Source organism: Phaeodactylibacter xiamenensis (assembly GCF_965229835.1).
GTDB lineage: Bacteria > Bacteroidota > Bacteroidia > Chitinophagales > Saprospiraceae > Phaeodactylibacter > Phaeodactylibacter xiamenensis.
The window spans coordinates 533,317-557,040 of record NZ_OZ245931.1 but is presented as its reverse complement, the minus strand read 5'-3'; the positions used below and the strand labels follow the sequence as shown (position 1 = coordinate 557,040).

Annotated in this window: 20 protein-coding genes; 8 read left to right on the top strand and 12 right to left on the bottom strand. The window is 49.9% G+C overall.

Going from position 1 to position 23,724, the window contains the following annotated elements:
* The first annotated feature begins 7 nt into the window (after positions 1-7).
* Complete coding sequence (locus ACO08I_RS02025) at positions 8-1,138, top strand: hypothetical protein (RefSeq protein ID WP_421948309.1); 1,131 nt, start codon at positions 8-10, stop codon at positions 1,136-1,138.
* On the opposite strand, the gene ACO08I_RS02020 is transcribed toward ACO08I_RS02025, so the two are convergent.
* The 3 genes from ACO08I_RS02020 to ACO08I_RS02010 form a co-directional block, all read right to left on the bottom strand.
* Complete coding sequence (locus ACO08I_RS02020) at positions 1,135-4,176, bottom strand: choice-of-anchor L domain-containing protein (RefSeq protein ID WP_421948308.1); 3,042 nt, start codon at positions 4,174-4,176, stop codon at positions 1,135-1,137. The two genes, ACO08I_RS02025 and ACO08I_RS02020, sit on opposite strands and share 4 nt — an antisense overlap.
* A 112-nt stretch (positions 4,177-4,288) precedes the next feature.
* Complete coding sequence (holA, locus tag ACO08I_RS02015; RefSeq protein ID WP_238578330.1) at positions 4,289-5,341, bottom strand: DNA polymerase III subunit delta; 1,053 nt, start codon at positions 5,339-5,341, stop codon at positions 4,289-4,291.
* Positions 5,342-5,698: 357 nt separating this feature from the next.
* Positions 5,699-6,445, bottom strand: a complete 747-nt coding sequence (locus ACO08I_RS02010; protein WP_072013679.1) for a polyprenol monophosphomannose synthase — start codon at positions 6,443-6,445, stop codon at positions 5,699-5,701.
* A 196-nt stretch (positions 6,446-6,641) separates the two neighbouring features.
* Here ACO08I_RS02010 and ACO08I_RS02005 point away from each other — a divergent pair, with 196 nt between their 5' ends.
* From ACO08I_RS02005 to ACO08I_RS01995, 3 genes are read left to right on the top strand one after another with little or no spacing between them, the layout of a single operon-like run.
* The gene (locus ACO08I_RS02005) at positions 6,642-7,448 is read left to right on the top strand and encodes a hypothetical protein (protein ID WP_282781927.1); all 807 of its coding nucleotides are present in this window, start codon (positions 6,642-6,644) and stop codon (positions 7,446-7,448) included.
* A gap of 9 nt (positions 7,449-7,457) precedes the next feature.
* Positions 7,458-8,546: a GNAT family N-acetyltransferase gene (locus tag ACO08I_RS02000; protein WP_282781928.1), complete on the top strand. Its 1,089-nt coding sequence runs from the start codon at positions 7,458-7,460 to the stop codon at positions 8,544-8,546.
* A 59-nt stretch (positions 8,547-8,605) separates the two neighbouring features.
* On the top strand, positions 8,606-9,670 hold the full coding sequence (locus tag ACO08I_RS01995) for a GNAT family N-acetyltransferase (protein WP_282781930.1): 1,065 nt from the start codon (positions 8,606-8,608) through the stop codon (positions 9,668-9,670).
* Between the two features lie 4 nt (positions 9,671-9,674).
* Here ACO08I_RS01995 and ACO08I_RS01990 read toward each other — a convergent pair whose 3' ends face one another.
* The 7 genes from ACO08I_RS01990 to mdh all read right to left on the bottom strand — a co-directional run bounded on the left by ACO08I_RS01990 (position 9,675) and on the right by mdh (position 16,358).
* Positions 9,675-10,424, bottom strand: a complete 750-nt coding sequence (locus tag ACO08I_RS01990) for a LytR/AlgR family response regulator transcription factor (protein WP_421948307.1) — start codon at positions 10,422-10,424, stop codon at positions 9,675-9,677.
* Complete coding sequence (locus ACO08I_RS01985) at positions 10,421-11,575, bottom strand: sensor histidine kinase (protein ID WP_421948306.1); 1,155 nt, start codon at positions 11,573-11,575, stop codon at positions 10,421-10,423. The genes ACO08I_RS01990 and ACO08I_RS01985 overlap by 4 nt, the downstream gene beginning before the upstream one ends.
* Before the next feature lie 182 nt (positions 11,576-11,757).
* Positions 11,758-12,414 carry an alpha/beta hydrolase gene (locus ACO08I_RS01980; RefSeq protein WP_421948305.1) on the bottom strand — a complete coding sequence of 219 codons (657 nt, stop codon included), beginning with the start codon at positions 12,412-12,414 and terminating at the stop codon, positions 11,758-11,760.
* Positions 12,415-12,422: 8 nt separating this feature from the next.
* On the bottom strand, positions 12,423-13,325 hold the full coding sequence (locus tag ACO08I_RS01975) for a hypothetical protein (protein ID WP_421948304.1): 903 nt from the start codon (positions 13,323-13,325) through the stop codon (positions 12,423-12,425).
* Between the two features lie 96 nt (positions 13,326-13,421).
* The gene (locus ACO08I_RS01970) at positions 13,422-14,522 is read right to left on the bottom strand and encodes a vWA domain-containing protein (RefSeq protein WP_044226448.1); all 1,101 of its coding nucleotides are present in this window, start codon (positions 14,520-14,522) and stop codon (positions 13,422-13,424) included.
* A gap of 108 nt (positions 14,523-14,630) precedes the next feature.
* Positions 14,631-15,185 (bottom strand): peroxiredoxin-like family protein, encoded by a 555-nt coding sequence (locus ACO08I_RS01965; protein ID WP_282781940.1) that lies wholly within the window; start codon positions 15,183-15,185, stop codon positions 14,631-14,633.
* Positions 15,186-15,425: 240 nt separating this feature from the next.
* Entirely contained in the window at positions 15,426-16,358 is a 933-nt protein-coding gene (mdh, locus tag ACO08I_RS01960; RefSeq protein ID WP_282781942.1) for a malate dehydrogenase, read from the bottom strand.
* 321 nt (positions 16,359-16,679) lie between these two features.
* Here mdh and ACO08I_RS01955 point away from each other — a divergent pair, with 321 nt between their 5' ends.
* From ACO08I_RS01955 to ACO08I_RS01945, 3 genes are all read left to right on the top strand, one after another.
* Positions 16,680-18,218 (top strand): T9SS type A sorting domain-containing protein, encoded by a 1,539-nt coding sequence (locus ACO08I_RS01955; protein ID WP_421948303.1) that lies wholly within the window; start codon positions 16,680-16,682, stop codon positions 18,216-18,218.
* 161 nt (positions 18,219-18,379) lie between these two features.
* Positions 18,380-19,882 (top strand): zinc-dependent metalloprotease, encoded by a 1,503-nt coding sequence (locus tag ACO08I_RS01950; RefSeq protein WP_282781946.1) that lies wholly within the window; start codon positions 18,380-18,382, stop codon positions 19,880-19,882.
* 63 nt (positions 19,883-19,945) lie between these two features.
* Positions 19,946-21,487 (top strand): T9SS type A sorting domain-containing protein, encoded by a 1,542-nt coding sequence (locus ACO08I_RS01945; protein ID WP_282781948.1) that lies wholly within the window; start codon positions 19,946-19,948, stop codon positions 21,485-21,487.
* 62 nt (positions 21,488-21,549) lie between these two features.
* Here the strand turns inward: ACO08I_RS01945 and ACO08I_RS01940 are convergent, their stop codons facing one another.
* Complete coding sequence (locus tag ACO08I_RS01940) at positions 21,550-22,341, bottom strand: class I SAM-dependent methyltransferase (RefSeq protein WP_421948302.1); 792 nt, start codon at positions 22,339-22,341, stop codon at positions 21,550-21,552.
* Between the two features lie 74 nt (positions 22,342-22,415).
* Here ACO08I_RS01940 and ACO08I_RS01935 point away from each other — a divergent pair, with 74 nt between their 5' ends.
* Positions 22,416-22,736, top strand: coding sequence for a DUF3467 domain-containing protein (locus ACO08I_RS01935; protein ID WP_044226432.1), 321 nt, complete (start codon positions 22,416-22,418; stop codon positions 22,734-22,736).
* A gap of 49 nt (positions 22,737-22,785) precedes the next feature.
* On the opposite strand, the gene ctlX is transcribed toward ACO08I_RS01935, so the two are convergent.
* Positions 22,786-23,715, bottom strand: coding sequence for a citrulline utilization hydrolase CtlX (ctlX, locus tag ACO08I_RS01930; protein WP_282781953.1), 930 nt, complete (start codon positions 23,713-23,715; stop codon positions 22,786-22,788).
* Positions 23,716-23,724: the final 9 nt, after the last annotated feature.

Genomic DNA, 23,724 nt, shown 5'->3' with positions numbered 1-23,724 from the left:
TTGTACCATGAAACGTCAAACCCGCTACCGACTCCTCTGGCCGCTGCTGCTGCTTTCGGTGCTTTCAAGTTGCAATAAGCTGCGCAACTGGAAGTACAATCCGCCCAATGTGCTGCTGATCTCAGTGGAAGGACTGAGCCGCGCCCTGCCCTGCTACGGTGATACGGTTTTCCAGGCACCTAACATCGACCGGCTGGCGATGCGGGCCATAGTTTTTGAGGATGCGCTGGCGCAGCACCCTTTAGCAGAGGAAGCCATGACGAGCATTTTTACCGGGTGGTATCCCAATCTTTTTGGGACCATTCCCGGAGAGGGACCTTATCTGAATTCCCTGTTCCCGGGATTAGAATCGGGCGACTACCGTATTGCTTTTCCAGGGCTGAAGCCTCCGGGTAAATCTGCCTACGATCCGATCAGGGTAGCCCACTTCGCAAATAAAGCAGCATTGGAAACACCAAACGCAGACGGGAACGCTGGTGTTACAGAGCAGGTATTCAGTCTATGGTCAAAATACGGGGGCGACCCGTTTTTTATCAACGCCCACTACCAAATGACTGCCTTTTTGCGAGACAGCAATCAGGTGGCTTATCAGGACGCCCTAACGGAAGCAGACGTGGAAGTAGGCCGCCTGCTGGACCAGCTGATGGACATTCAGGAGGCCAGTAACACCATCGTCATCCTGTTGGGCGTAAACCCTATGGGTGTCCCAGCTGGAGACCTCGAACGGGAATACTTCAAACCACAATACATCAAAGTACCTTTCCTTTACTATGATTTCAAGCAGGATAGTAGCCACCGCGTACCCCAACTGACGGAGTTGCGCAGCCTCTTCCCCACCCTGGTGGAACGCTGCTTTGTGGATGGACAGCAAACGCATGCCTGTAATGCGCCTACGGTACAACAGATTTTGGATGGTGACTTTGGAGGAATAAAATATGCTGATTACGGGCGTAGCAGTAGCCTCAAGTATCATTCTTTATACACCCCAAACCTGCTTTACCTTTCTGATTATGAAGGTAATAGAGAACTGTTCCGCCTGAATGGTTTACAGACAGAACAGCTCCCCTCAGATTCCGTTTTGATGGATAGCCTTCGGTACATTTCCCATAGGAAGTACACCCTGTCTACGGTTGATTAACGATTAACCAAAATCCGGGTGTAAGCCACGTTTTCCTTCCCTTCTGCCCGGAGCAGATAAACGCCCGGCTGCCAGTCCGCAACGGATAGCCTTTGTACGCCTGTCCGCAATGAGGCACTCCAAATCAACTGCCCGCTGGCATTAAATACAGTAGCCATAGCCGGTTCATTGGTTTCCACAAAAATCTCCCCCTGAGCGGGTACCGGATAAGCCCTTAGTGCGAGCGCATTGGAGAGACCGGTCTGATGTGTGCCTGTAATGGCTGTTGGTGCCACGTCGCCTGGCAAAGCAAAGACATCCCCATCTGACTGCAGGAGAATCCAATCGGAAATCGTGAAATTGGGGTTATTTGCCAATAAATCACCGATATAGCCAGTGAGTTCGACGCCCTCCTGATTGGTCCGGACAATAGAGACAATCGCTTTATCAGTTTCCACTCTGACCAGGTTCAGCAAGGGGCTATGTGCCGAGTGGAAGGCGCCTTCCTGCGCTTCAAAATGTAAATGGGTAAGCGTGCCCGGCTCAAAGCGGAGGGTAAAGGACAAGCCATAGGCATCCTGTACAGGCTGGCTGATTTCACCCAGGTAGACCGGAATACGATACTGCCCGCCTGATTCGGCTACCGGGCCAAGTGATTTTGGCTGCTCTTTTTCCGGGAAGCTGAAGGGGACAATTGGCGCTAACGGATGCGTAAGCCCCCAATTTTGCTCAATGGCCTCCATATCATCTGCCGTGATGAAGCCATCCCCGTTACAATCGCCATATTTGGCATTAAATTCATAGGCAAAGGTGATGGTGCTCGGCCAGTTGAGCGCATATTGCCCCACCCAGTCAATACTGGCGTTCGCCCGCACAATACCTTCCCGGCCATAAGCCAGCCCGATCGCCCATTGGTCCATCTGATTAACGATACCATCGTTGCCTACATCGCCCGGCCAAACAAGATCGCACTGCCCTTCGGTTTCGTCGAGGAAGAGGAAAACAGTGGCCGTATCACAGCCAATGTCATTGCAAATTGCATAGCTGAAGGATTCTTCCTGAAGACAGGTGCTGAGATCGGGCTCGTAGAGAATGCTTCCATCCGGGTTCAGCGTGGCTATGCCAGTCTCAGGGAGGCTGACAAGGTACTGATCGGTAAGCGTAGTGCTGCTGATCCAGTCGTTGCTGAGCACATCAATGATTTTACTTTCATCATAAGCAGTGGTATCGTAGTCGTCTACTGCGTCCAGCAAATTCGTGAAGACACTCAGCACTAAGTAAGTGGTGTCGCAAAGCCCTGTATTGCCACAGGCGAGGAAGCAAAGGGTATCCTGCCCGGTTTGCAGGCCAGTATAAGTTGCGCATGCCGTGGTGGGATCGGTCAAAAGGGTAGCGGTTTGGATATTGCCGCAGGCTTCCGTGAAACTATCAACACTCTGGAACAAATCCGTATTCACACAGAGGGTGCCTTCCTGTCCTATGGCAATGGAATCGGTCAGCACTTCAGCTATCGGTTTCACCAGCAAGGTTAGCTGCACAAGGCTGTCGCATCCGTTAGCAGCGGTAAAGGCTTCTTCATAAGTGCCAGCGGCGGTCAGGTTTTGATTGGCGAAGAGATAGGACTGCCCTTCGTTGATGCTGACCGTAATTTCAGATTCCAGTGGCGTCACGAATACCGTATAATCCTGCGTACAAGTGCCCGCAGCATTGCCGTAAGTAAGCGTGTAGGTGGTGGTGGTAGGAGGATTCACTTCGATGGAGGCTCCAGTCATGCCATTGCTCCAGGAGAAATCGAAATCGGCCAATAGGGTGGAATCATGGGTTGCCGTAAGAGTCACAGGGTCCCCGGCACAAGCCGCTGCATCAGAGGGCCCTTCGATCAGGAGAGGGTCCAGAATCGTGAGCTCAAAGACTTTCTCCCGGCAGGTCGCTCCTTTTATTTCTATGCTTAGGGTATCAGCTCCTTGTGCCAGGCTGTCCGTCATGATATCTATTGGCAGAAGCCAGGTGTCCGCAATTTCATCAATGGAGCCAGTGAATGGGATTCCAGCTAAGCCGACCCCGGCTGTTGCACCACCGGTGATGGTATAAGTCAGCGGATATTCCTCTTCCGGAAAAAGGCTGAGGCCGACCTCCAGCTCCTGAGGTGCACAGTCTTCGGTGATAGTCAAACGCTCTGTAGTGCCATGGCTGCCGGAAAAGGAACAAAAGCTATTCGCCTCAAAGTAGATACCCGAATCCCACCATGCGTCTCCAACATCAGCAATAACAAGGGTCATTTGGTACTCCTGACAAGGCACTACATCAGCTTTGGCCAGGAGTACATCTGTAAAGCCATTATAGCTGGGCGCGACAAAGGGCGGCACCTGATTGAACAGGTTGGCGTAGTCGAGTGAACCGTTGAATTCTTCAGAGCACCATGCCGGATGGCTTCCGGGATACCCGCCCGGCACACCATTATTGATGCTGTTAATAGATACCGGAAGTTCCGTGCCCGGAATCTGGGCGAGGTTGCGAATCGCGGAAGTTCCCGTCTCCGGGTCTGTACCTTCCAGGAAGAAACCAAACACATCGTTAAAATTGCTGCATACAAAGTTGGGGTACTCATCAGAAGCAAAGACATAGCGGAACATGAGGGTATCGCCGGTGGGGACGAAGTTAATCCGGAATATAGCGACATCTCTGATCGTACTATTGTTGGAAATTGTAGCTATCTCCTCCGTGTAAGCATTGCTGTTATTAATGAAGGAGGCATCTCCAAAGCTAGCCATATCTGCCCCACCAAAGTTGCCGGAAGACTGTGCCAGTCCGGTTGTCATGAGGAAGCCCTGCTCCAGCCCAATAATATCACTGCCCCCGAGAAACCGGCCCACAGCCGGGCTTACCCCTTCAAATTGGATATTCGTGACTTCAATGCCCTCACCAAGGCATACATCTTCGATCAGCTCTACGGGCGTGAAGGTGGAATCAAGTGACCCAATCACGGTATAAGGTGCTTGTGCATACAGAGCACCGGTCAGAAAAAGCAAGCTCAAAATCGTAAAAAACCTCATCTTCATTGGTTATGGTTTGATATCAGGATTATACACTACTACGCCACCCGGGCCTCTCGATGAGTGGGTGTGAAGTGATGCCAATAGATTCAAAAAAGGGGGTGCTTACGATAAGATATCAGTGCATGATGCGCCAGACCATTTCTTTCATCAGTTCGCCTTCGGGCTTACCGGTGTTATTGTAGCCAACGCCTTTAGATTTCAGATCGAATTCTTTCAGGAGGGTAATGACTTGTTCAGTCTTGGAGTGGGAATAGTTGCGTGCTGCTGCCCGATATTCTTTCAGAAAGAAGCTCGAACGCAGCTGCAAAGTACTCAATAATTCGTTTTCCGGCAAATTTTTCGCGGCGTGGAATAGGTAGATTTTGCTGAAGTAGTTGTACAATGAGCCAATAAGCATAGGCATTGGGCCTTTCTTCGGATTGGCAGAAAAGTAGTTGACAATACGCTGCGCCTTGAGGGGGTCACGAAGCCCGATGGCCCGTTGCAGCTCGAATACGTTGAAGTCTTTGCTAATGCCGATGTGTTGTTCCACCGCAGCGTCGTCTACCTGTGTGCCGGGAGGGAGATTTAATGCCAGTTTGTCCAGCTCGTTGGCGATTTTTGATAAATCTGTCCCCAGGTTCTCCGCAATCAGCTCACCGGCTTTCGGGGTAATGGTCAGTTTATGGCTTTTAAGGTAGTTGCTGATCCAACCCGGTACCTGATTATCGTACAGGGGCTTGGACTCGAAAATCAGCGCGTTTTTCTTTAGCGCTTTACCAAACTTTGAATTGAGGTTGAGCTTTTTGTGCTTGTGGCAAATTACCAGAATGGTAGACTCCATGGGCTTCTCGATGTAAGAAAGCAGGTCAGACAGCGTGCGCATATCCTGAGCTTCCTTTAACAACACCACCTGATGGGAAGCCATCATCGGGAAACGGCGGGCCGTATCCACGATAGCCATGTGGTCTACATCTTTTCCATAGAAAACTGTTTGGTTGAACGACTGCTCCGCCTCCGAAAGAGCGTTTTTCTCAATGTAGTGAGAAATAGAATCAATAAAGTAGGGCTCCTTTCCATGCAGAAAGTAGATGGGGCGGAATTTTTTTTCCCGCAGTTCGTGTAGAATTTGCTGAAAGTCCAAAATGTAGCCGGTTACAGGTTCGGGGCAATAATACGTAAGGTACAAAGCAGTTTCTGTTTTTTCTGGCTGTTTTTTTTTGCCTTGTACGTTAGGAAGGCTGAAACAGAAAAAACAATTGCATTATTGCACTGCATTCCATCATGTCTCAATGGGCTGAGTGATACTTGCACCTAAAATAATAAAAGGCTGTGAACCAGCAGTAATGACTTTTGGGTATTTGCTGTTTTCGTTTTTATTTTTAAATTTTAAGATGCAAGAAATTTCTAAATGAGTAACAGAAAAAATTAAATGCAAAAACCGGAAATATCCAGTCAAAGCCAGTCAGCCCGACAAGCAAGGGTGCTCCGGCAGTTAAAATCAACCTTAAATGCTGCTGAAGGAGAAGAAAAGAGAGAAGCCTTTTTAAGAACGGCGGGCGCCTACCCGGTACTTGCTAAAGAAGCCCCGCATCCGCATTTGCAGGACCCCAAAGACAGCTTCCTTGATGATACCTGAAGACATCTTTGAAGTTCCTTCCACCCGATCGGTAAAGGTAATAGGCACCTCGATAATCTTATACCCCATCTGATAAGTTGCGAACTTCATTTCGATCTGGAAGGCATAACCCACGAAGCGGATTTTATCGAGGTCCATGGCTTTCAGGACCTCCCGCCGGTAGCAGACGAAACCTGCGGTCGGGTCATTGACCGGCATGAAGGTGATAATCCTGACGTAGAGAGAGGCACCATAGGACAGCGCAATGCGGTCGATGGGCCAGTTCTCAAGCTTTCCGCCCTTTACGTAGCGGGAACCAACGCTCATGCCAGCTCCGGGTTGGGCACACGCCTCGTATAACCGGATCAGATCATTGGGGTTGTGGGAAAAGTCAGCATCCATCTCAAAAATAAACTCATAGCCATGCTCCAGCCCCCACTTAAAACCAGCGATATAAGCCGTACCTAAACCCAGCTTGCCCTGCCGCTCCTTGAGGAAGACACGCCCGGGGTAAGCTTCCTGTTTCTCCCGGACCAAATCTGCTGTGCCGTCCGGGGAGCCATCATCAACGATAAGCAGGTGAAAATCCTTTTCCAGGTTCATCACTGTATCGATCATGCGAGGGATGTTCTCGCACTCATTGTAGGTTGGAATTATGACTAAACTATCAGACAAAGTCGGCAATTCTGAGATGAGTGTTGTAATAATATGGGCGACAAAGATAGACGCTTTGCCCTTTATTTTGAGCAGCGGAACGAAAAAGTTTGTCTACTGGCAGCTGCCTGTAAAAATTAATGGTTTTCGGCAGGAGCTGTCGTTGCTGCAACGTTAATTATGCCATCATAGCCCTACCTTTGTTCAAAACGACCGTATGCAGCCCGGAAAGCTAAAATTATTGACCGCTCTGACGCTCTTCCCGCTCCTCCTGCCGGCACAGGGGATGATTAGCGGATTTATGAACCCCAGGGGCACGCTTGATATCGCTCCCGGTTATGGTTACGAGCATTTTGATGAGTATCGCTTTGGAGATGAGCCCCGTGCACAGGAACTAACCACCATTAGCTATAACCTTTTTGCAGAATACAGCATGAGTGATCATGGTTCGGTGGTCATCAATCTGCCCTACCTTTATATAAACGAAAACATCAGGGGCGTTCAGGATGGCTCCATATTTATTAAAATCCGGAATGGGTTACGGGAGTTTTCATCCGGAAGGCTCAATACCATTACAGCCGTAGGGCTTACCATGCCTCTTTCCGCTTATCCGACTACTATAGATACGCCAATAGGCTATGGGGCAGTGCAGTTTCAGGGGCGCCTGGCAGTGCAATACAACGCCGGTTACGGTTTCTTTTTTCACTTGCAGAGTGGTGCTGATTTCCGGTTTTTATCCCCGCTTCAAACTTCCATCCCTATTTTGATCCGTACGGGTTTTGGCAGCGCCTATTACTTTGTCGAAGGGTGGGTGGAATGGTACAATACCCTCAATAATGCTGTTGACCAGCAAGTGACCGGAGGGGCAGGCTCAGATTGGACGCGGCTTGGCGGCACACTCTATGTTCCGGTCTACAGAGGGCTGGGCCTGGCAGGCAACCTGGCCTTTATTGTGGGCGGCCGTAACATCGGGCTTTCCAGCCGGTATGGTTTTTCACTTGTATATCGGCACCAATCGCGTTAACTTTGCGCGATGCATTCCAGAATCCGTCATCCTGAACGCGTATCTCCAGCTGAGCTCGACGATTACCTCCGGGCCGGTTGGCGCTGTACTGGCCAGGCTATCTATACCTCTCATTTCATGCGTTTCCCTCCGGAAACACATGGACGAATTTACTCCACTATTCCCACCCGGCTCAGCCTGCAGGGGTATAGTTTCCGCAAAAGCCTCAGGAAGCTTTACCGTAAGGTGCAGGAGCAGTTTGAGGTGCGCTCAGGTATGCCCCTTGCCTGGGATGAAGCGATGGAGGAAGTCCATGAAAAGTATCAGTTAGCATTCCCTGACCGCCCACTGGCTGACCTTGAGGTCTATCAGAAAAAGCCCACAGGCCCGTTTACTTTTGATACCCGCTGCGTCAAGGTATATCATGAGGGCCAACTTATCGCCTTCAGCCTGTTCAACCTTGGCGAAAAAAGCCTGTACAGCAGTCAGGGGATTTACGACCCGGAATGGAGCCGGTACAGCCTGGGCTTTTTTACTATGCTTGAAGAAATCCGGTACGCGCAGCAAACAGGCCGGTCGTACTTTTATCCCGGTTATGTGGTGCCCGGTTATCCGGAATTTGACTATAAAAAGCGAGTGGGGCCGCTGGAGATGTTTTTGTTGCATTCGCGTAAATGGGTACCAGAATCCGAAGTCAGGCCTGAACAAATCCCCGTAAATCGAATGCGGGCTGCATTGGAAATGCTAAAAACGAAGCTTCAAGACACAGGTATCGACAGCCACCTGCTGGAGTACGCCCTGTTTGACATCCGCTTTTTTGACAACCGCCCCCTACCCTTTTTGGAATTTCCTCTCCTGTTGCTGCTGTCTAGCCCGGAGCCTGCCCGTTACTGCCCGGCGGTCGTTTTTATACCTGAGTTGCAGCAGTACGCTGTACTGGACATCAAGTTCTTCGGTATCGGTGTGCACCATGTCCCTACTTATCAGGAAGTTATGGAGCGCAAGCCCACCGTTGTCCGTTACCCGATTGCTATTATGGAAATCATCGGGGAAAAGCTCGAACTGGAACCCACGGTAACCTTGTTGGAAAGAGAAATACGGAATACCAGTTTTTTATAACCTGATCAGCCACTTTTTTCGAGTATTTATTGTTAATATCGCCTCTACAAGAGCCTAACATGTTTGCAGAGAAGCATTATCCTGAATTACTGTTGCCGGAAGAATTGGATGCCTACCTGTCCCGAGGCTGGTACCGCATGGGGCAAACTGTATTCACGACCCACTTTCTCTGCTTCGGCCGGTCTTACTATTCGGCCATTTGGGTCCGGCTTCCCCTGACAGGCTACCGGTTCCGGAAAAGCCTCAGGAAAGTTTACCGAAAAGTAGGCCGCTACTTCGAATCCGAAATAGGACAGGCTGCGATTACCCCTGAAAAAGAAAGACTATACCGCCGCTACAAAGCTTCCTTCTCCGGTATGCTGGCCCCTACCCTGCGCGATGCATTAATGGATGGGGAAGATTTCAATATTTTCAGGACGTATGAAGTCAGGGTTTACGATAAAGACAAGCTCATTGCACTGAGCTACTTCGACCTTGGGCATCACAGCTCGGCAAGTATTATGGGGATTTATGACCCGGACTACAAAAAGTATAGCCTGGGCCTCTTCACTATGCTTAGAGAGATTGAATACTCGATGGAGCGGAAACTACTTTATTACTATCCTGGTTATGTTGTGCCCGGATATCCCCGATTTGATTACAAATTAAGGATTGGAGAGGTGGAATACTTCGACCTGAGCCTTCATGCCTGGCGCCCGCACACCGGCCTGGCTGAGACAGAGACCCCTTTGGGTGCAATGAATGCACGCCTTCAGGAAATGCAGCAGTTTCTTAGCCATAAAGGGTACAAGAGCCAGTTGCTGAACTATCCGCTTTTTGAAGCTAATTTATTCGGTTTTTGGAGTGCCCCTTATTTTGACTATCCCGTTTTCCTGCTTTGCTCTCCAAGAGACCACAACCGTCGTTTCCTCATCATCGTTTACGATCCGGCCGTGTCTTCCTACAAGCTAATGGTTGCAGCGCTCTTTGATGACCTTCAACTGTATTTCAACCATTCCTATACCGAGTCCTTCGACAAGCGGACTAACTTTGTAGAATTACTGGTCATAGAGCGGATGCTGGAGGAAAGCCGCACGCCCGGACACCTGCTTCAGGCCTTACTACAGGGAGCAAAGCTACAGTAACCGCTTACTCCGGCGACAGGCTTTCCTTAAATTGGTCGCGGTATTTAGGCCCTACCGGCAGCTTTTTCAAACCTTCCTCCGGCGCAGACCGCAATTCTAGATAGGTGTAATTGCTGGCGTAGCTTCGGATATGGTTTAGATTGACAACAAAGCTATCGTGTATACGCATAAAGTGGTCACGCGGGAGTTTTTGTTGCAAATTCTTGATACGGTTGCGGGTCACGTAAGTTCCGCCAGTCGTTACAATTCGTACGTCTACGTTGGCGCCTTCCAGATAGAGGATTTCCTCATGCGCCAATTTGACCCATTTGCTTTTGCTCTTGATGAGCAGATGCGCCTCTTGTTTAGTTATGGGCTTGCTATCATCTTTTTGTTCCAGGCTCCGCAGCGCCTTTTGAATGGCTTTATTAAGTTGCTCTTCCTCGATGGGCTTAAGCAGGTAACCAGACAAATCATAATCGTACCCTTTGACAGCATACTCTGCGAAGGCCGTTGTAATGATCACCCTGGGGCTTGAAGGGAGTTTTTGAATGGCTTCCAGAAAATTGAACCCACTGGCCTCAGGCATTTCAATGTCCAGAAAAATGAGATCCGGGACAAGGGTTGCGCTATCGGAAAGATAAAGGTAGGCGTCCTCCGCATTGTCAAATGCCCGAAGCAGCCGTAAGTCCAACCGGCTGTGCAACAAGTCAATAAGGTGTTCTCTCTGCAGCGCTACATCCTCAACAATGATAAAGCTGTAAACTGCACTCATAGCACAGGGATTTTCAGGTTAATGGTGTAGTAAGGCGGAGACTTATCCACTTCCAGCCGGTAACGCCCGCCATAGACCAGCTCGAGGTTTTCTATGGCTGCAGAAAGCCCGATTCCACTCTTTGCCTTTTGTCCATCTACCGTGCCTTCGTTGCGGGCGTGAGGTTTGAAGCTGTTTCGGATACAGGCTTCCAGCCATCCTTCAGTTATTTCAAAGTGGATTTGTATGAGTTTTTCTCCCGCTCCCCGGCTGTTGTAGTGTTTGAAGCAGTTTTCTACAAAGAGTAGCAAAATCATTGGTGCAATTCTTGCGTTATCGGGTGCCTGCCCTTCTTCCCGGTAGTCCAGTACGGTATGTGCGCCCAGTTGGAGCCGCTGTAGCTCAACGTAACTGCGGATAAAACGCAGCTCGTCCTGAAGCGGTACCAGCCGCTCGTTTGTTTGATAAACCAGGTGCCGCAGCAGTCGCGACAGTTCACCGATCAGGTCCGGCAAGCCCTCAGACTTTCGTCGTGCGAGGATTTGGAGATTCGCCAGGGTATTGAACAAAAAATGGGGCCGGATTTGCCGCTTGATGAAGTTCAGCTGCTGCTCAGCCTCCCTGCGGCGGCGGATGATATCCAGCCGTTCTTTCCGTTCCAGTTCGCGGCTTCGTTCGATAGCCTCTTTGGTATAGGAAATCCCGGTCGTGCAAAGAATGAAAACCAGAATGGCGATGACCAATTCATACCACTGCTGCTCGATGATGTCAAAAGCGGCATGCATGACAGGGGCGTAGATAAAGGAGAAGACCACTGCAGTGATGAGGCTCAGCAACAAAAAAAGATAGAAGGAACCATTCTTTACCCACTTCCGGTCATGAATGCTACGGGTCAGAAAATCCTGCAGCCGCCCCTGATACACAAAGAACAGGTTGAAATAAACCGGCACCCCCATCATAAGCGTGTACCCGAGGGCTTCCCGGAATACTTTCCAGAAAGCTTCCCGCTGATAGCCGAAGGTGTCCAGGAGCTCCGCTTTACCCTGATACCAGGCGTGCACCGCAAAGAAGCAGAAAACCACAATCAGCACCACTGCCCCAAATACCAGGTGCTGTACCAGGTCTCTGCGCAATGCTTCATAAAGCCGGTCTTGGGCATGTGTGATTTTCATTATTCCAGTCTCTGCTACAAAAACAGGGCTATCTGCTACAATTATTTGAATTTGGTGTCAGCAAATGGCAAATTAGTAATTGTAAGTGATAATGATAAACCTGAACAGGTTATAAAATACAGATTTGCATTCCCGACAATCCGCCAGCGTGGCTCAATACCCACTGGCGGATTTGTTTTTGATTAGGGGCGGATTTGCTCAAACAAGCCTCGCAGGGCCTCCCGTTCTACCGTATGCTTTCCTTCAAAAGTATGTACCTGATAATTCATAGGTAATTGCGCAGCAAGAGCTTCTTGGGCTGCTACGCGCTCCGGCGTGATAAAAGGGTCTTCCGTGCCATACACGAAGTGCAGGGGCTTGTCTTGAAAATGATGCCGGACAGGACCATAGTCAATATCCTCCGGAATACTACCTGCCCAAAGAATGAGGTGGGAGAAGGTGGGGTTTTCACGGGCTATCCACCGGAGCTGCGTGGCGCAGCCCTGAGAGAAGCCCAGCAGGATAATTTGGGCGCCGTCAGGCAAATCAGCCGTGAAGTGTATATACAGCTTTGTCAGGTAAGCCGAAAAATCCGCAATTTCGGCCAGGCGGTCCTCCTTAGTCATCCAGCTCGATACCACGTTGCCGGAAAGCCCGCCCCAGTAAAAACGGGAAAGCCCTTCCGGAGCGACTATGAGCGTATCCGGACGGGCAATAACATCAAATTTTTTGATAAAATGTTTAGCCAACTGCCCGTAGCCGTGGCAGGCGATAACCAGGCAATTGGTTTGCTCTGTACATTGGCCAAAGGTGAAATAGCGGGCCGTGCGCTGAACGCTAAGGTGGTGTTCTTCAATCAAAGCGGCAGTTATTGATTTCCACGCCCAAAGATATCTTTTTTGCGATTGTCTAAGATAGGTGATGGACGGGGCGCTTCCTCAGATACCTGATCGAAGACTTTCTCCACGTGAACCCATTTGCCGTCTTTTTCAAGCTTATAGGCTTCGTAGCTGCCATCCGGGTAATAGGTCAGTCCTTCACCATGAGGGCCGTTTTGCCCGATCAGATGGTCAAACATGATCATCTCCAGCACATCATCGTAGTTGAGGCGGGTGCTTACTTCAGCTGAATACTCCCGCACCACGCGGTGCTTAACCTTTCCCGGACCATGCTGGAAAACCGGCGCGCCAAATGTCGGCTCCCCATCTTTGAACACCAGCACGTCGATCAGCTTCCGCTTACGGAACAGCTCGTAGCCGTCGTACCCGAAAAGCAGGTAATGGCGGTCTCTTTTTTTGCCGGTTTGCTTAATATTGTAGTAAACCGTTCCATACCAATAGTCGGGGCTCATGACCTCATACTCCGGCATACGCACCTCTGCAGAGTGGTCTTCCAGCTGATAGACACTACCTGAGCTATGCTGCAAAAAACCACCGTAGCGGTAATCATTTTCACTCATATACAGCTGCCAGGTGAATATCCGGAAGGTACTGTCCTGAGGGTACTGAATGGAAATACCCTGTAATCCGGAAAAGGGATATTGAAAAGCATATTCTGCGGAAAGAGCCTTCTGAAGCAGGTTTTTGATTTCTGTACCTGCCTTTAACCGATGCTCCGCAAGCGTGTCCCTAAGCAGGGTTTTAGCAAGCCCCGAAAGAGAGTCCTCTACCATTTCAAAGTAGGTAAAATCTTGGGGAGCCTGAGCCGCCAGCGGAACCGCAGAAATCGTCAGAAGAGCGCAAATAAAGGACTGGATTAGCCTGGAAATCATACTATCGTTTTTGGACTAACCGAATAACGTTCAGTTGGCTTCCTATATTTTGAGCAACTAAAAATCCTTCCTGCAGTAACGGCTATAGCTTATTGATTACCGGTAACGTTTGCCCTTATTGTTTTTGTAATCCTGAAAAATAAACTCTCCCAGCCCCTGCAGGCTGCTGTAAAAGGCTTTGCCATTATTTGCCTGAGTAAATTGCTCTACAAAATTTTGAAGGTAAGGGTCACGGGCAATCATGAAGGTCGTTATGGGAATATCAATTTTTCGGCAGCGCTGCGCCAGATTGAGCGTCCGGTTGACAATGGTGCGATCAAGCCCGAAACTGTTTTTATAGTACCGTTTACCTTTCTTGATGCAGGTGGGTTTGCCATCCGTAATCATAAAGATTTGCTTATTCGGATTCTTGCGGCGGCGCAGGATATCCATGGCCAGTTCCAAACCCGCAACAGTATTGGTATGGTAAGGCCCCACCTCAAGATAGGGCAGGTCTTTGATTTCAATACGCCAGGCGTCGTTACCAAACACGATGATATCAAGCGTATCTTTGGGGTAGCGGGTGGTGATAAGTTCAGAAAGCGCCATGGCCACTTTCTTGGCAGGGGTAATCCGGTCTTCCCCATACAAAATCATGGAGTGCGAAATATCGATCATGAGCACCGTGCTCATCTGGCTTTGATAGAAGGTCTCCTTAACTTCCAGATCGTCGTGGGTCAGCTTGAACTCATCAATGCCGTGGTTGATTTGAGCATTGCGCAGGCTTTCTGAGACCGCCAGCTGATCGAGAGGGTCGCCAAACTGAAAAGGGCGGAGGTCAGAAGTCGTTTCGTTGCCCCCACCGCCGAAATTGGTGTTATGGCTGCCACGCTTGGACTTTTTGAGTTTGCCAAAGATATCCTCCAGTGCCTTTTGGCGCAGGGCAATTTCCATTTTAGCGGAAGGCACAAAGTTAGCGTTGTCACGGTCCTGTTGCTGAATATAGCCTTTATCAATCAGGTCTTGTATGAAATCTGCCATACCATACTCCTCGTCAGTCAGGTCATATTGCTTGTCCAGTTCGGTGAGCCAGGAAAGCGCTTCACTGACATCTCCCGAGGTATGTACCAGCAACTCCTGAAACAGCTTAAGCAGCTTCTCGAAAGAGGCCCCGTCTTCCTGTCCGGGAATGTATTCTGAGAATTTCCAACCTATCATACGTCTCTGTTTTTGGTAAGGCATCCGTTTTGGACCTACAGACATGAAATGACAGTCGCCCTGAAAAAGTTCAGAGCGACGAGGATTATGCTTTGTATGCAAGGCGGCTCAGGCAGGCGTATCGTTTTCTACTTCACAGCATTTTACCAACCCGAGATAGTCTACACGATCTGATGCCAGCTTGTGGATAAAGCTATTTCTAATTTCGCCATCCTGAATAACAAAGGCGCCGGGCATTTGAAAGCCATCGCCCAACTGCGGGCCAATGCCATGTCCTGCAACCACACCGGCAGAAAATCCACGTATCCAGGACTGCAACCCGAAAAGTTGGGTAAAATTACCTTTAACCAGGCCAAACTCTGTGTAGTACTTGCACTCAGGGTCACTAATATGCTGTACCCCTTCCAACCCGTAGCGGTTGAAGTAGCGCTCGGCCACCTCATTATCAGTCATGTGAACAAAAACCAATTCAGAGCCTGAAGCCTCAATATCTTCCCGTTCTTTGGATATATCAGCGAGAGCTTCCCGGCAGAAGGTACAGCCAAAATGCCGAAGAAAAACCAATAAAACCGGCTTGTTTTCAGATAACGCCATCAGGCTGGCGCCTTCATTGGTCACCATTTCCTTCAATAGCTCATTTTCAACTGGACGGTTGGTTTCCATATATTTTTTGATTTTCAATATTCTTCAACATCCGCAGCTGAACATTGTTCTGGCCTCAGCCAAAGAATGTATTTCAGGGTATCTGCTTTCAATTACATCTCCGACGATAAATATCGAATAAAAAATACAACTCTGGAAATGGAATTTGTCTGAAAAAAGCAACAATCCACATATAAAGCAGATGGGGCTCCCGCACGGTTACGAAAGCCCCATCTGACAGAGTCTAACGGACGGGACAATTTAGATGTCCATCTTCTCAAATACGTCCATTACAGAACGTACATGTTGAGCCGATTCAGTTAGCAGCGCTTTTTCGTCTTCATTGAGCTGCAGCTCGATGATCTGCTCAATACCATTTTTGCCCAGCTTAACCGGTGCCCCAAGGAACATGTCATTGATGCCATACTGTCCGTCGAGGCGCACGCAGCAAGGGAATATACGCTGCTCGTCGCGCACGATGGATTCCACCATTTGAGCAGCTGCCGCACCCGGAGCATACCAGGCAGAAGTACCCATCAGCTTGACCAGTTCGCCACCGCCAACTTTGGTACGCTCTACGATAGCATCCAGTTTGTCTTTGTCGATGAGTTCCAGCACAGGGATACCAGCAACCGTGGTATACCGGGGCAGTGGCACCATAGTGTCGCCGTGTCCGCCCATCAGTACCGCCTGAATATCTTTAGGAGACACATTCAGCTCTGTAGACAGGAAAGCCCGGTAACGCGCAGTATCAAGGATACCGGCCATACCAAATACACGGGAAGCATCAAGACCTGAAGCTTTGTAGGCTGCGTAGGTCATTACGTCCAGTGGATTGGAAACCACGATGATAATAGGGTTCTTCGAGTGCTCCATGATAGAGCTGGAAACCATATTGACAATCTTGGCGTTGGTGGCGATCAAATCATCGCGGCTCATGCCAGGCTTACGAGGAATGCCGGCGGTGATGACCACAATATCCGAATCAGCCGTTGCTGCATAATCTTCCGTTCCGATCAGCCGGGTGCTGTAGTAATCAATTGGAGCCTGCTGCCAGCTGTCCAGCGCTTTGCCCCGCGCCATGTCGCCTTTGATATCCAGGAGGACGACTTCGTTTACCAGGTCCTTATGGGCTAAAACATTAGCACAGGTTGCGCCCACATTGCCGGCGCCGACTACGGTCACTTTACTCATAACTTTTTATTGGTTTTTGCTAATTGACTTATCTGTATCCGCTGATCCTTAGTATCAGGAAAGTCAGCGGGGCAAACTTAATTAATTATCTTCAGCTTCCGAAGTAACTTTCGTCATATCAACTGCTGCCTTTAATCACTTCTTCAGGTCTCTTGCCCGGTTTTTAGCTTTGGATTTTAGCAGATTTGGCACACGTTAGACAAATCATATTTTAAATTTTTGCTACTTTTGCGGTGCCAAATTTACCTCTATAAAGATTAAGAGTAAAACAAATTTTGCCTCCTTCTACCGAGGTCTTCATCAGCAAAATATCTCTTGGAAATGTTAAAAAGGTTTTTCCTTCTGTTTTTTGTCGCATTGTCTGCCCTGCTTCCTTCACAGGCTCAGGAGACACACTTCCCCTGTGGGATCGACCACGAAGGTGCACAACTCCTCACCGAGCGCCTCCTCGAAAACAAAGCTGCTCTTGAAGCCGGCCTGATCACGGAACGCAGCACCAGCTATGTGCCTGTAAAATTCCACCTGGTCGGACAGGCGGATGGCTCCGGCCGCGTATCGCCTTCCAGAGTACTTGACCAGCTATGTGCCCTCAACGAGGATTTCGCACCAGCAGATATTCAATTCTATATTAAAGATGGTTTCAATGAAATCTTCAATAATGCAGTATTTGAAAACCATTCCAATACGCAGAATACCATTATGGAATTCGAAAGGGATAATAACGCCATAAATGTTTTCATTCCCGCTAATGCCAATACTGGCGGAGGTGGGATCGGTACCACTCTGGGGTATTATTCTCCCTTCAAAGACTGGTTGGTCATCCGTAAAAATGACGTGGGCACCTCTGAAATTACCATGACCCACGAGTTTGGCCACTTCTTCAGCCTGCCCCACCCTTTCAATGGCTGGGACTTTGAGCCATGGGATGCGGCCACGCATGGCACCACCGTCAATCAGACCACTGCTCCGGATAATTTTACGCCGGTAGAGCTGGCAGATGGCAGCAATTGCGGAAGTGCGGGCGACTTCATATGTGATACACCGCCCAACTACAACTTTGGCTTCGGCTGGGCCAACTGCAATTTCACAACAGAAGTGAAGGACCGCAATGGTGATGTGCTTGACCCGGAAGAGCGCCTGTTCATGAGCTACTTCCTGAATTGCCCACGGGAGGAGTACTTCTTCTCCGATGACCAGATTTCGCTCATGCAGGCAGACCTTGCTTCTTCTCAGCGGTCTTACATCAGGAGCAACCACACCCCGGTGCTGGAAGAAATTAATGAAACGCCGGTACTTACTGGCCCGATCAACAGCGAGATTGTGGAAGGCTTTAACGCGGTCAATTTGTCTTGGGATCCCGTACCTGGTGCTCAGGCTTACGTATTGCAGATTTCACGCCTGCCTACCTTCTCTGCCACGCTTACGGTTTATGATGAAGTGGTTTATGGCACCTCTAAAGTAATCAATAGCCTTCTGGAGAATACCAATTATTTCTGGAGGGTGCGTCCCTTCAGTGCTTACCGGACCTGTACAGAATTCTCGGATGCCGAAGCCTTTACCACCGGCAGCACCGTAGCTGCCGATGACATTGAACTGCTTGACGTATTCAACGTAGCACCAAACCCTGTAAGCGGGCAGGCCAACGTTCTGATCAACCTAAAGGCTAATCAGGCTTTCTCCGCATTCCTATCCGTACATAATATGGCAGGCCAGGAAATTGCTCAGCTGGGCGAAGTGAAAGTACAACAAGGCAGCAGTTCCTTTGAAATGCCCGCCCAAAACCTCAGCCCGGGTGTATACCTCATTGGGCTCAGCAGCCCGGAAGGCCGGCAGTTTAAGCGGCTGGTCGTCACCCGTTAACCTCCTGCCCTCCGCTGTCCTTCTTTTTCTGAAAGAGAAATGACAAATTTATCTTTACCGATAATGCCCAATGAACTACTTGTTTTATTGGGCATTATCATTGGGCCAGGCACCGTCACTGCGGCGCCTGCACATTAGAAATATGATAACAAATCTGCCAGATGAATTTAAAAAGACACCAATTCTACCTGTTACTGCTTGTTTTAATAGCCGGCTATTCCGAAATATCTGCACAGGCAACAGGCGACTTCTGCGCCACCCCTCCCGGAAAGAGCGAATGGCTGGAATCCTATCAGCGCAATCCGGAAAATTATGCCGTCCGTTCAGGAGAGCTACGCTACATTCCACTGACCATTCATCTTGTCGGCAATGATGAAGGCTCGGGCTTTTTTACCGGTGAGCAGCTGGCAGATGCGCTTTGCACTTTAAACGAAGATTTTTTGCCAGCTGATTTGCAATTCTTTATTGCCGGAGACATCCGGTATATCAGCAATTCTACCTACTACCAGCATACATTTGGGCAAGGCTTCCAAATGATGCAGGAGAACAACGTGCCCAATACGGTCAATTGCTACTTTGTACAAGACCCCGGAGGTGCCTGCGGCTACTTCTCTCCCGGAGCTGATGCGGTGGCGATGTCCAAGGGCTGCAGTGGCGTCAATAGCCATACCTGGGCGCACGAGCTCGGCCATTTCTTTTCCCTGCCCCATACCTTCTCGGGCTGGGAAGGTACGGACTACAGTCCCATTGACCCTACCCCTGCGTTCATCAATGGCCGGCGGGTAGAACGGATGGACGGTGGCTTTTGTGGCACTGCCGGCGATGGCTTCTGCGATACGCCACCAGACTATTTAAGCTACCGGTGGCCTTGCAATACTGAAGGATTGAGCAATGTACAGCAAAAAGATCCCGCCGATTCCACCTTCCGTTCTGACGGCACTTTCTTCATGAGTTACGCTAGCGACCGGTGCATGAATCGTTTTTCAGACGAGCAAATTGCCGCCATGCGCGCTAATATTGAGTTTCAGCGCCCCGGGCTTCTCCTCAACCCATTCCTGCCGGATTTGATTCCGGATACCTTTGAAGTGGCGCTGCTTGCTCCCGATTCAGGTGCGGTTTTTGACGTCACCAGTTCTGTTACTTTGGAATGGGAAGCCGTGCCCGGCGCCATTGGCTACGCTATAGACTTCGACCTCTATGTGCCTTTCAATGGGTCCACGATCAACTTCAGGAGCTATACTACATCCACCAACAGCCTGATGCTCAACAACCTGCAATCCAACCGTACTTACATTTGGAAAGTTCGCCCCTTCGGCCGTTACGATGGTTGCACAGCCTACAGCACTCCCAAAGCGTTCACAGTAGGCACCTTCGTGGATAGCAAAGATGCCTCATTGGCGGCATATGGGCTCCGGGCTTTCCCCCAACCAGCAAGCCTGAGTACCGGGCACTTCAGTGTGGAATACGAAATTCCCGGAAATGAACTGGCCCAACTCCGCCTGATCAACAGCAGCGGGCAGATTGTACAAACCCTGCAGTTTGAGGCTCAGCCCGGAAAGCAAACTGCAGAGGTCCCAACAAGAGGCCTGCCACCCGGATTTTACCTCCTGGAACTGACAACAAGCGCCGGGCGATGGGTGGAAAAGTTAAGCCTGTCCCGTTAGGCACTTCAGCTACCGGATGGAGAACTGCCTACCATTGTTTATCTTTCGAAAAAATGCAGACCAATGGCAAAAATTCTACACGCACTGGTTTTAATTCTTGGCCTGGCTACAGCAGTACAGGCACAATCCAACTGGGACTTCCCCTGTGGCACCCCACCGGGCAAATCTGACTGGCTGAAGCGCTATCAGGAAGCCCCGCAGCTTTATCAGCGGGACAATGACACGACCTTGTATGTCCCGCTTACCATACACATCGTAGGGACCGATTCCGGTAATGGGTTCTTTTCCCTTTCGGGGCTGAAAGCGGCCTTCTGCAAACTCAACGAAAGCTTTGAAGAAGCCAACATTCAGTTTTTCATGGCTGGTGAGATCAATTATTTGATGAATTCGGCATGGTACTCCCATGAGACTGTTTTGGAAGGAGCAGAAATGATGTTTGCCAACAACGTTGATGGCACCTTGAATATTTACTTCGTCAACGATCCCGCTGGCAATTGTGGTTACAACCTCCCCTATGCAGGCATCGCCATGCGCAAAAGCTGCTCCGGGCCCAATGACAATACCTGGGCGCACGAAATCGGGCATGCTCTGGCTATCCCCCACCCTTTCCTGGGCTGGGAAGGCGGTATCAGCCACGATGGGTCACAAACGCACAACTACAACAACCCGGCGCCCGAGATCATCACCTATGACTATACTTTTTTTCAGGATACCCTGATTGAGGATACCTTAATCATTGATACTGCCTACGTAGAATTGCTGGATGGCAGCAATTGCAGCTTTGCCGCTGATGGTTTCTGCGACACCTCGCCGGACTATCTGGCTCAACGCTGGTTTTGCGACGCCAATGGAGAAAGCCCGACTATTCAAACAGACCCTACCGGTGCCACCTTCCGCTCGGATGGAAGCCTGATCATGGGATATTCTGATGATGCCTGTCAGGCCAGATTTACAACGGAGCAGATTGCCGCCATGCGTGCCGATCTCTACGATGAAAATCCGGATTGGATTTCTCAGGAGCCGCCCATGGGCCTCGTAGCCAGTACAGTTACGGAATTCCTTAGCCCGGAAGAGGGCGCTGAGTTGCCTTTTGATGAAGTGTTGCTTTCCTGGACGCCAGTTGAAAATGCAACTCATTACATTGTGCAAATCAGCCCGCTGCCCACCTTTGGCCTCCGGTCTGAGTACATTGCGGAAGGTAATGCCCTTGTGGTAACCGACCTTGTGGCTAACCGCGACTATTACTGGCGCATCACACCATACAATGCCTATTCTTATTGCGCACCGATTTCGGAAGTAGGCACCTTTAGCACCACCGATGTAAGCAGTGTGTCTGCAATCGATCAGCTGGCCTCCCTCAGGGTTTTCCCTCAGCCAGTTAGTGGAGGAAATGCTTTTACGGTCGATTTCACAGTCAATGCGCCGATTGACGGCCGGATCAGGCTATTCAACAGCCTTGGACAGCCCCTTCAGGAGAGAGCGCTGAACTACAGTACCGGGCGGCACACGCTGGAGTTTCCAACCACACAGCTGGCAGCAGGGGTGTATTTTCTATCCGTTCAAACGGCAGAAGGCCAGGCAGTGCAGCAAATTGTCGTCAAATAATTTAAGCAGCGGCTATGGCTTTCATGTTAAGAAAAGCCACAGCCGCTACTCAAGCGCTATGATTACTCAGGCTTTTGCATCAGCAGTGTAAACAGATGTGGCGCTCCCACCAGAGGTTCACACTCAAACCACCCATCAGGCCTTGGTCTCATGTTGGGGAAGCAATCAAATGGCGATGCCGGATACTCTTCGAAAGCCTTTAGTTCCAGCCCTTGGCCCATCAGTGCATTGATCACTTCACTGATGCTGTAGCTCCAGGTGTACTCCATACGGGTGGTGCCCTCTTGCGGATTGGCGTAAGACCCCACGACTTCTTCCGCGTAGGAAGGCTCTGCACTCCCAAAATAACTGCAGACATATTTGCCCGTATCAAAATCGAACATCATCAGGCCCGGATGGAACTCGGCGATAAAGAAAATACCTCCAGGCTTCAGGTGGCGTGCCACTACTTCCCCCCAGCGCTTGAGGTCCGGGAGCCAGGTAAGGACGCCGTAGGAGGTAAAAACGATGTCATAGGTTTCTTTCAAATCGAGTACTAAAACATCCGACTGCACAAAACGGGCAGCAAGGCCCATTGATTCTGCCAGCGAGCGGGCGGTAGCAATCGCCTTGCCTGAAAAATCCACGCCTGTAGCCCGAGCTCCAAGCCTCGCCCAGGACAGGGTATCCTGTCCGAAATGACACTGAAGGTGAAGCAGGCTTTTCCCATCGACGGGCTGAAGCGCCTGCAATTCGGGTTCCATAAGAGAAGACGCTCCGTTTTTGAACGCTTCCATATTGTAAAAATCCGTCTGCGGATGGAAGCCGGCCCAGCCGTCCCAAAGTTCACGATTAGACTGCAGGTAGGTGTTCATGTTTTGCGGGCATGAGATTAATTGCGATATTGCCGTTCTTTCTAATTATTGGAAAACAAAAATAGTTCCAGAACATGGCAGACCAGAAGAAAAACCCACAAAATAAACTCAATATAGAGTTGCCGGAAGAAGTAGCCGAAGGTGTTTACTCCAACCTGGCCATCATTTCCCACTCCAATTCAGAATTTATTCTTGATTTTGTTCGCCTTGTGCCTAATGTGCCAAAAGCGAAGGTGAAGTCGCGCGTCATTCTTACCCCACAGCATGCTAAGCGGATGCTGAAAGCCTTGCAGGAAAACATCCAGAAATTTGAAGCCCAATTTGGGGCCATTGACGAGTCCGGCCAGCCACCGTTCCCTCCGATGAGTTTTAATACGCCAAAAGCACAGGCTTAAGGGGACAAAGGGGCGAGGCTGCCCGAAAGTAGCCTCGCCCCTTTACCAGTTATTTTTCCTCCAGAAATATCTCCGCCATCATACAGCGGGCACTGCCGCCGCCATGCTGCTCAATCGTATACAGCGGGCTATGGAGAATCTGGGTGTATTGGCCAATCAATTCCACCTGCGCAGGGTTGAGCGACTGATAAGCCTGCTCTGACATGACGAGGTAAGGCGTACCGTCTTTACCCGCTACCTGAAGCATATTTCCGGCAAAGGCCATCATCTGATCCAGGGAAATTTCGATAATCGCTTTTCCGGTGGCGGCAAACTGGTCTTTAAGGAATTGCTGCTCTGCTTTATCAGGCACAGCATCCAGGCAAATGACCACAAAATCCACGCCCAGCGCCATCATCACATTGGTGTGGTAAATAGCTTCCCCATCGCCATCTACGGCAGTGAAAGCGACTTTCTTGTAGCCCATCTTAGTACAAAAGGTGTCCAGCAGTTCCCCTTCCGTACGCGGGCTCAGGCAGGCATAGGCAATGCGGTTGGGACGGTCGAGAATGAGGCTGCCGGTGCCTTCCAGGAACCTGTCCTCGGCTTCCGTGCCTTCAAATTGTACCCGATTGGTGACCTCAAAAAGAGTGGAAAGCTGCTCAATAACATCCTCCCTGCGCTCTTTCCGGCGGGTCGGTGCATGCATTGGATAGGTGGCAACCGTCCCATCCTGATGGAAAGTAACCCAGTTATTGGGGAAAATGGCATCTGGCTTCACTGGTATGGCAGTGTCCTCGACTACATGTACCTGCACACCGGCATCGCGAAGGCGGGATACAAAAGTGTCGAACTCCTGAAGTGCTTTTTCTTCTACCTGATCAGAAGTTAGATCAGGGTTCAGGCTCTGAAAGGCATTATTGGCGGCAGTCTCCGGATTGTATCCGAAATGAGCTGGGCGTACCATTAGAAGGTGGCTGGTAATTTGGCGTTCTTTCACGGGCTGTAA

What these genes read in the sequence shown, in the direction of transcription:
- ACO08I_RS02025 (WP_421948309.1), top strand. Translation starts at nt 8, where the DNA reads ATGAAACGTCAAACCCGCTACCGACTCCTCTGGCCGCTGCTGCTGCTT.
- ACO08I_RS02020 (WP_421948308.1), bottom strand. Translation starts at nt 4,176, where the DNA reads ATGAAGATGAGGTTTTTTACGATTTTGAGCTTGCTTTTTCTGACCGGT.
- ACO08I_RS02005 (WP_282781927.1), top strand. Translation starts at nt 6,642, where the DNA reads ATGCAGCCCGGAAAGCTAAAATTATTGACCGCTCTGACGCTCTTCCCG.
- ACO08I_RS02000 (WP_282781928.1), top strand. Translation starts at nt 7,458, where the DNA reads ATGCATTCCAGAATCCGTCATCCTGAACGCGTATCTCCAGCTGAGCTC.
- ACO08I_RS01995 (WP_282781930.1), top strand. Translation starts at nt 8,606, where the DNA reads ATGTTTGCAGAGAAGCATTATCCTGAATTACTGTTGCCGGAAGAATTG.
- ACO08I_RS01990 (WP_421948307.1), bottom strand. Translation starts at nt 10,424, where the DNA reads ATGAGTGCAGTTTACAGCTTTATCATTGTTGAGGATGTAGCGCTGCAG.
- ACO08I_RS01985 (WP_421948306.1), bottom strand. Translation starts at nt 11,575, where the DNA reads ATGAAAATCACACATGCCCAAGACCGGCTTTATGAAGCATTGCGCAGA.
- ACO08I_RS01975 (WP_421948304.1), bottom strand. Translation starts at nt 13,325, where the DNA reads ATGATTTCCAGGCTAATCCAGTCCTTTATTTGCGCTCTTCTGACGATT.
- ACO08I_RS01970 (WP_044226448.1), bottom strand. Translation starts at nt 14,522, where the DNA reads ATGATAGGTTGGAAATTCTCAGAATACATTCCCGGACAGGAAGACGGG.
- ACO08I_RS01965 (WP_282781940.1), bottom strand. Translation starts at nt 15,185, where the DNA reads ATGGAAACCAACCGTCCAGTTGAAAATGAGCTATTGAAGGAAATGGTG.
- mdh (WP_282781942.1), bottom strand. Translation starts at nt 16,358, where the DNA reads ATGAGTAAAGTGACCGTAGTCGGCGCCGGCAATGTGGGCGCAACCTGT.
- ACO08I_RS01955 (WP_421948303.1), top strand. Translation starts at nt 16,680, where the DNA reads ATGTTAAAAAGGTTTTTCCTTCTGTTTTTTGTCGCATTGTCTGCCCTG.
- ACO08I_RS01950 (WP_282781946.1), top strand. Translation starts at nt 18,380, where the DNA reads ATGAATTTAAAAAGACACCAATTCTACCTGTTACTGCTTGTTTTAATA.
- ACO08I_RS01945 (WP_282781948.1), top strand. Translation starts at nt 19,946, where the DNA reads ATGGCAAAAATTCTACACGCACTGGTTTTAATTCTTGGCCTGGCTACA.
- ACO08I_RS01940 (WP_421948302.1), bottom strand. Translation starts at nt 22,341, where the DNA reads ATGAACACCTACCTGCAGTCTAATCGTGAACTTTGGGACGGCTGGGCC.
- ACO08I_RS01935 (WP_044226432.1), top strand. Translation starts at nt 22,416, where the DNA reads ATGGCAGACCAGAAGAAAAACCCACAAAATAAACTCAATATAGAGTTG.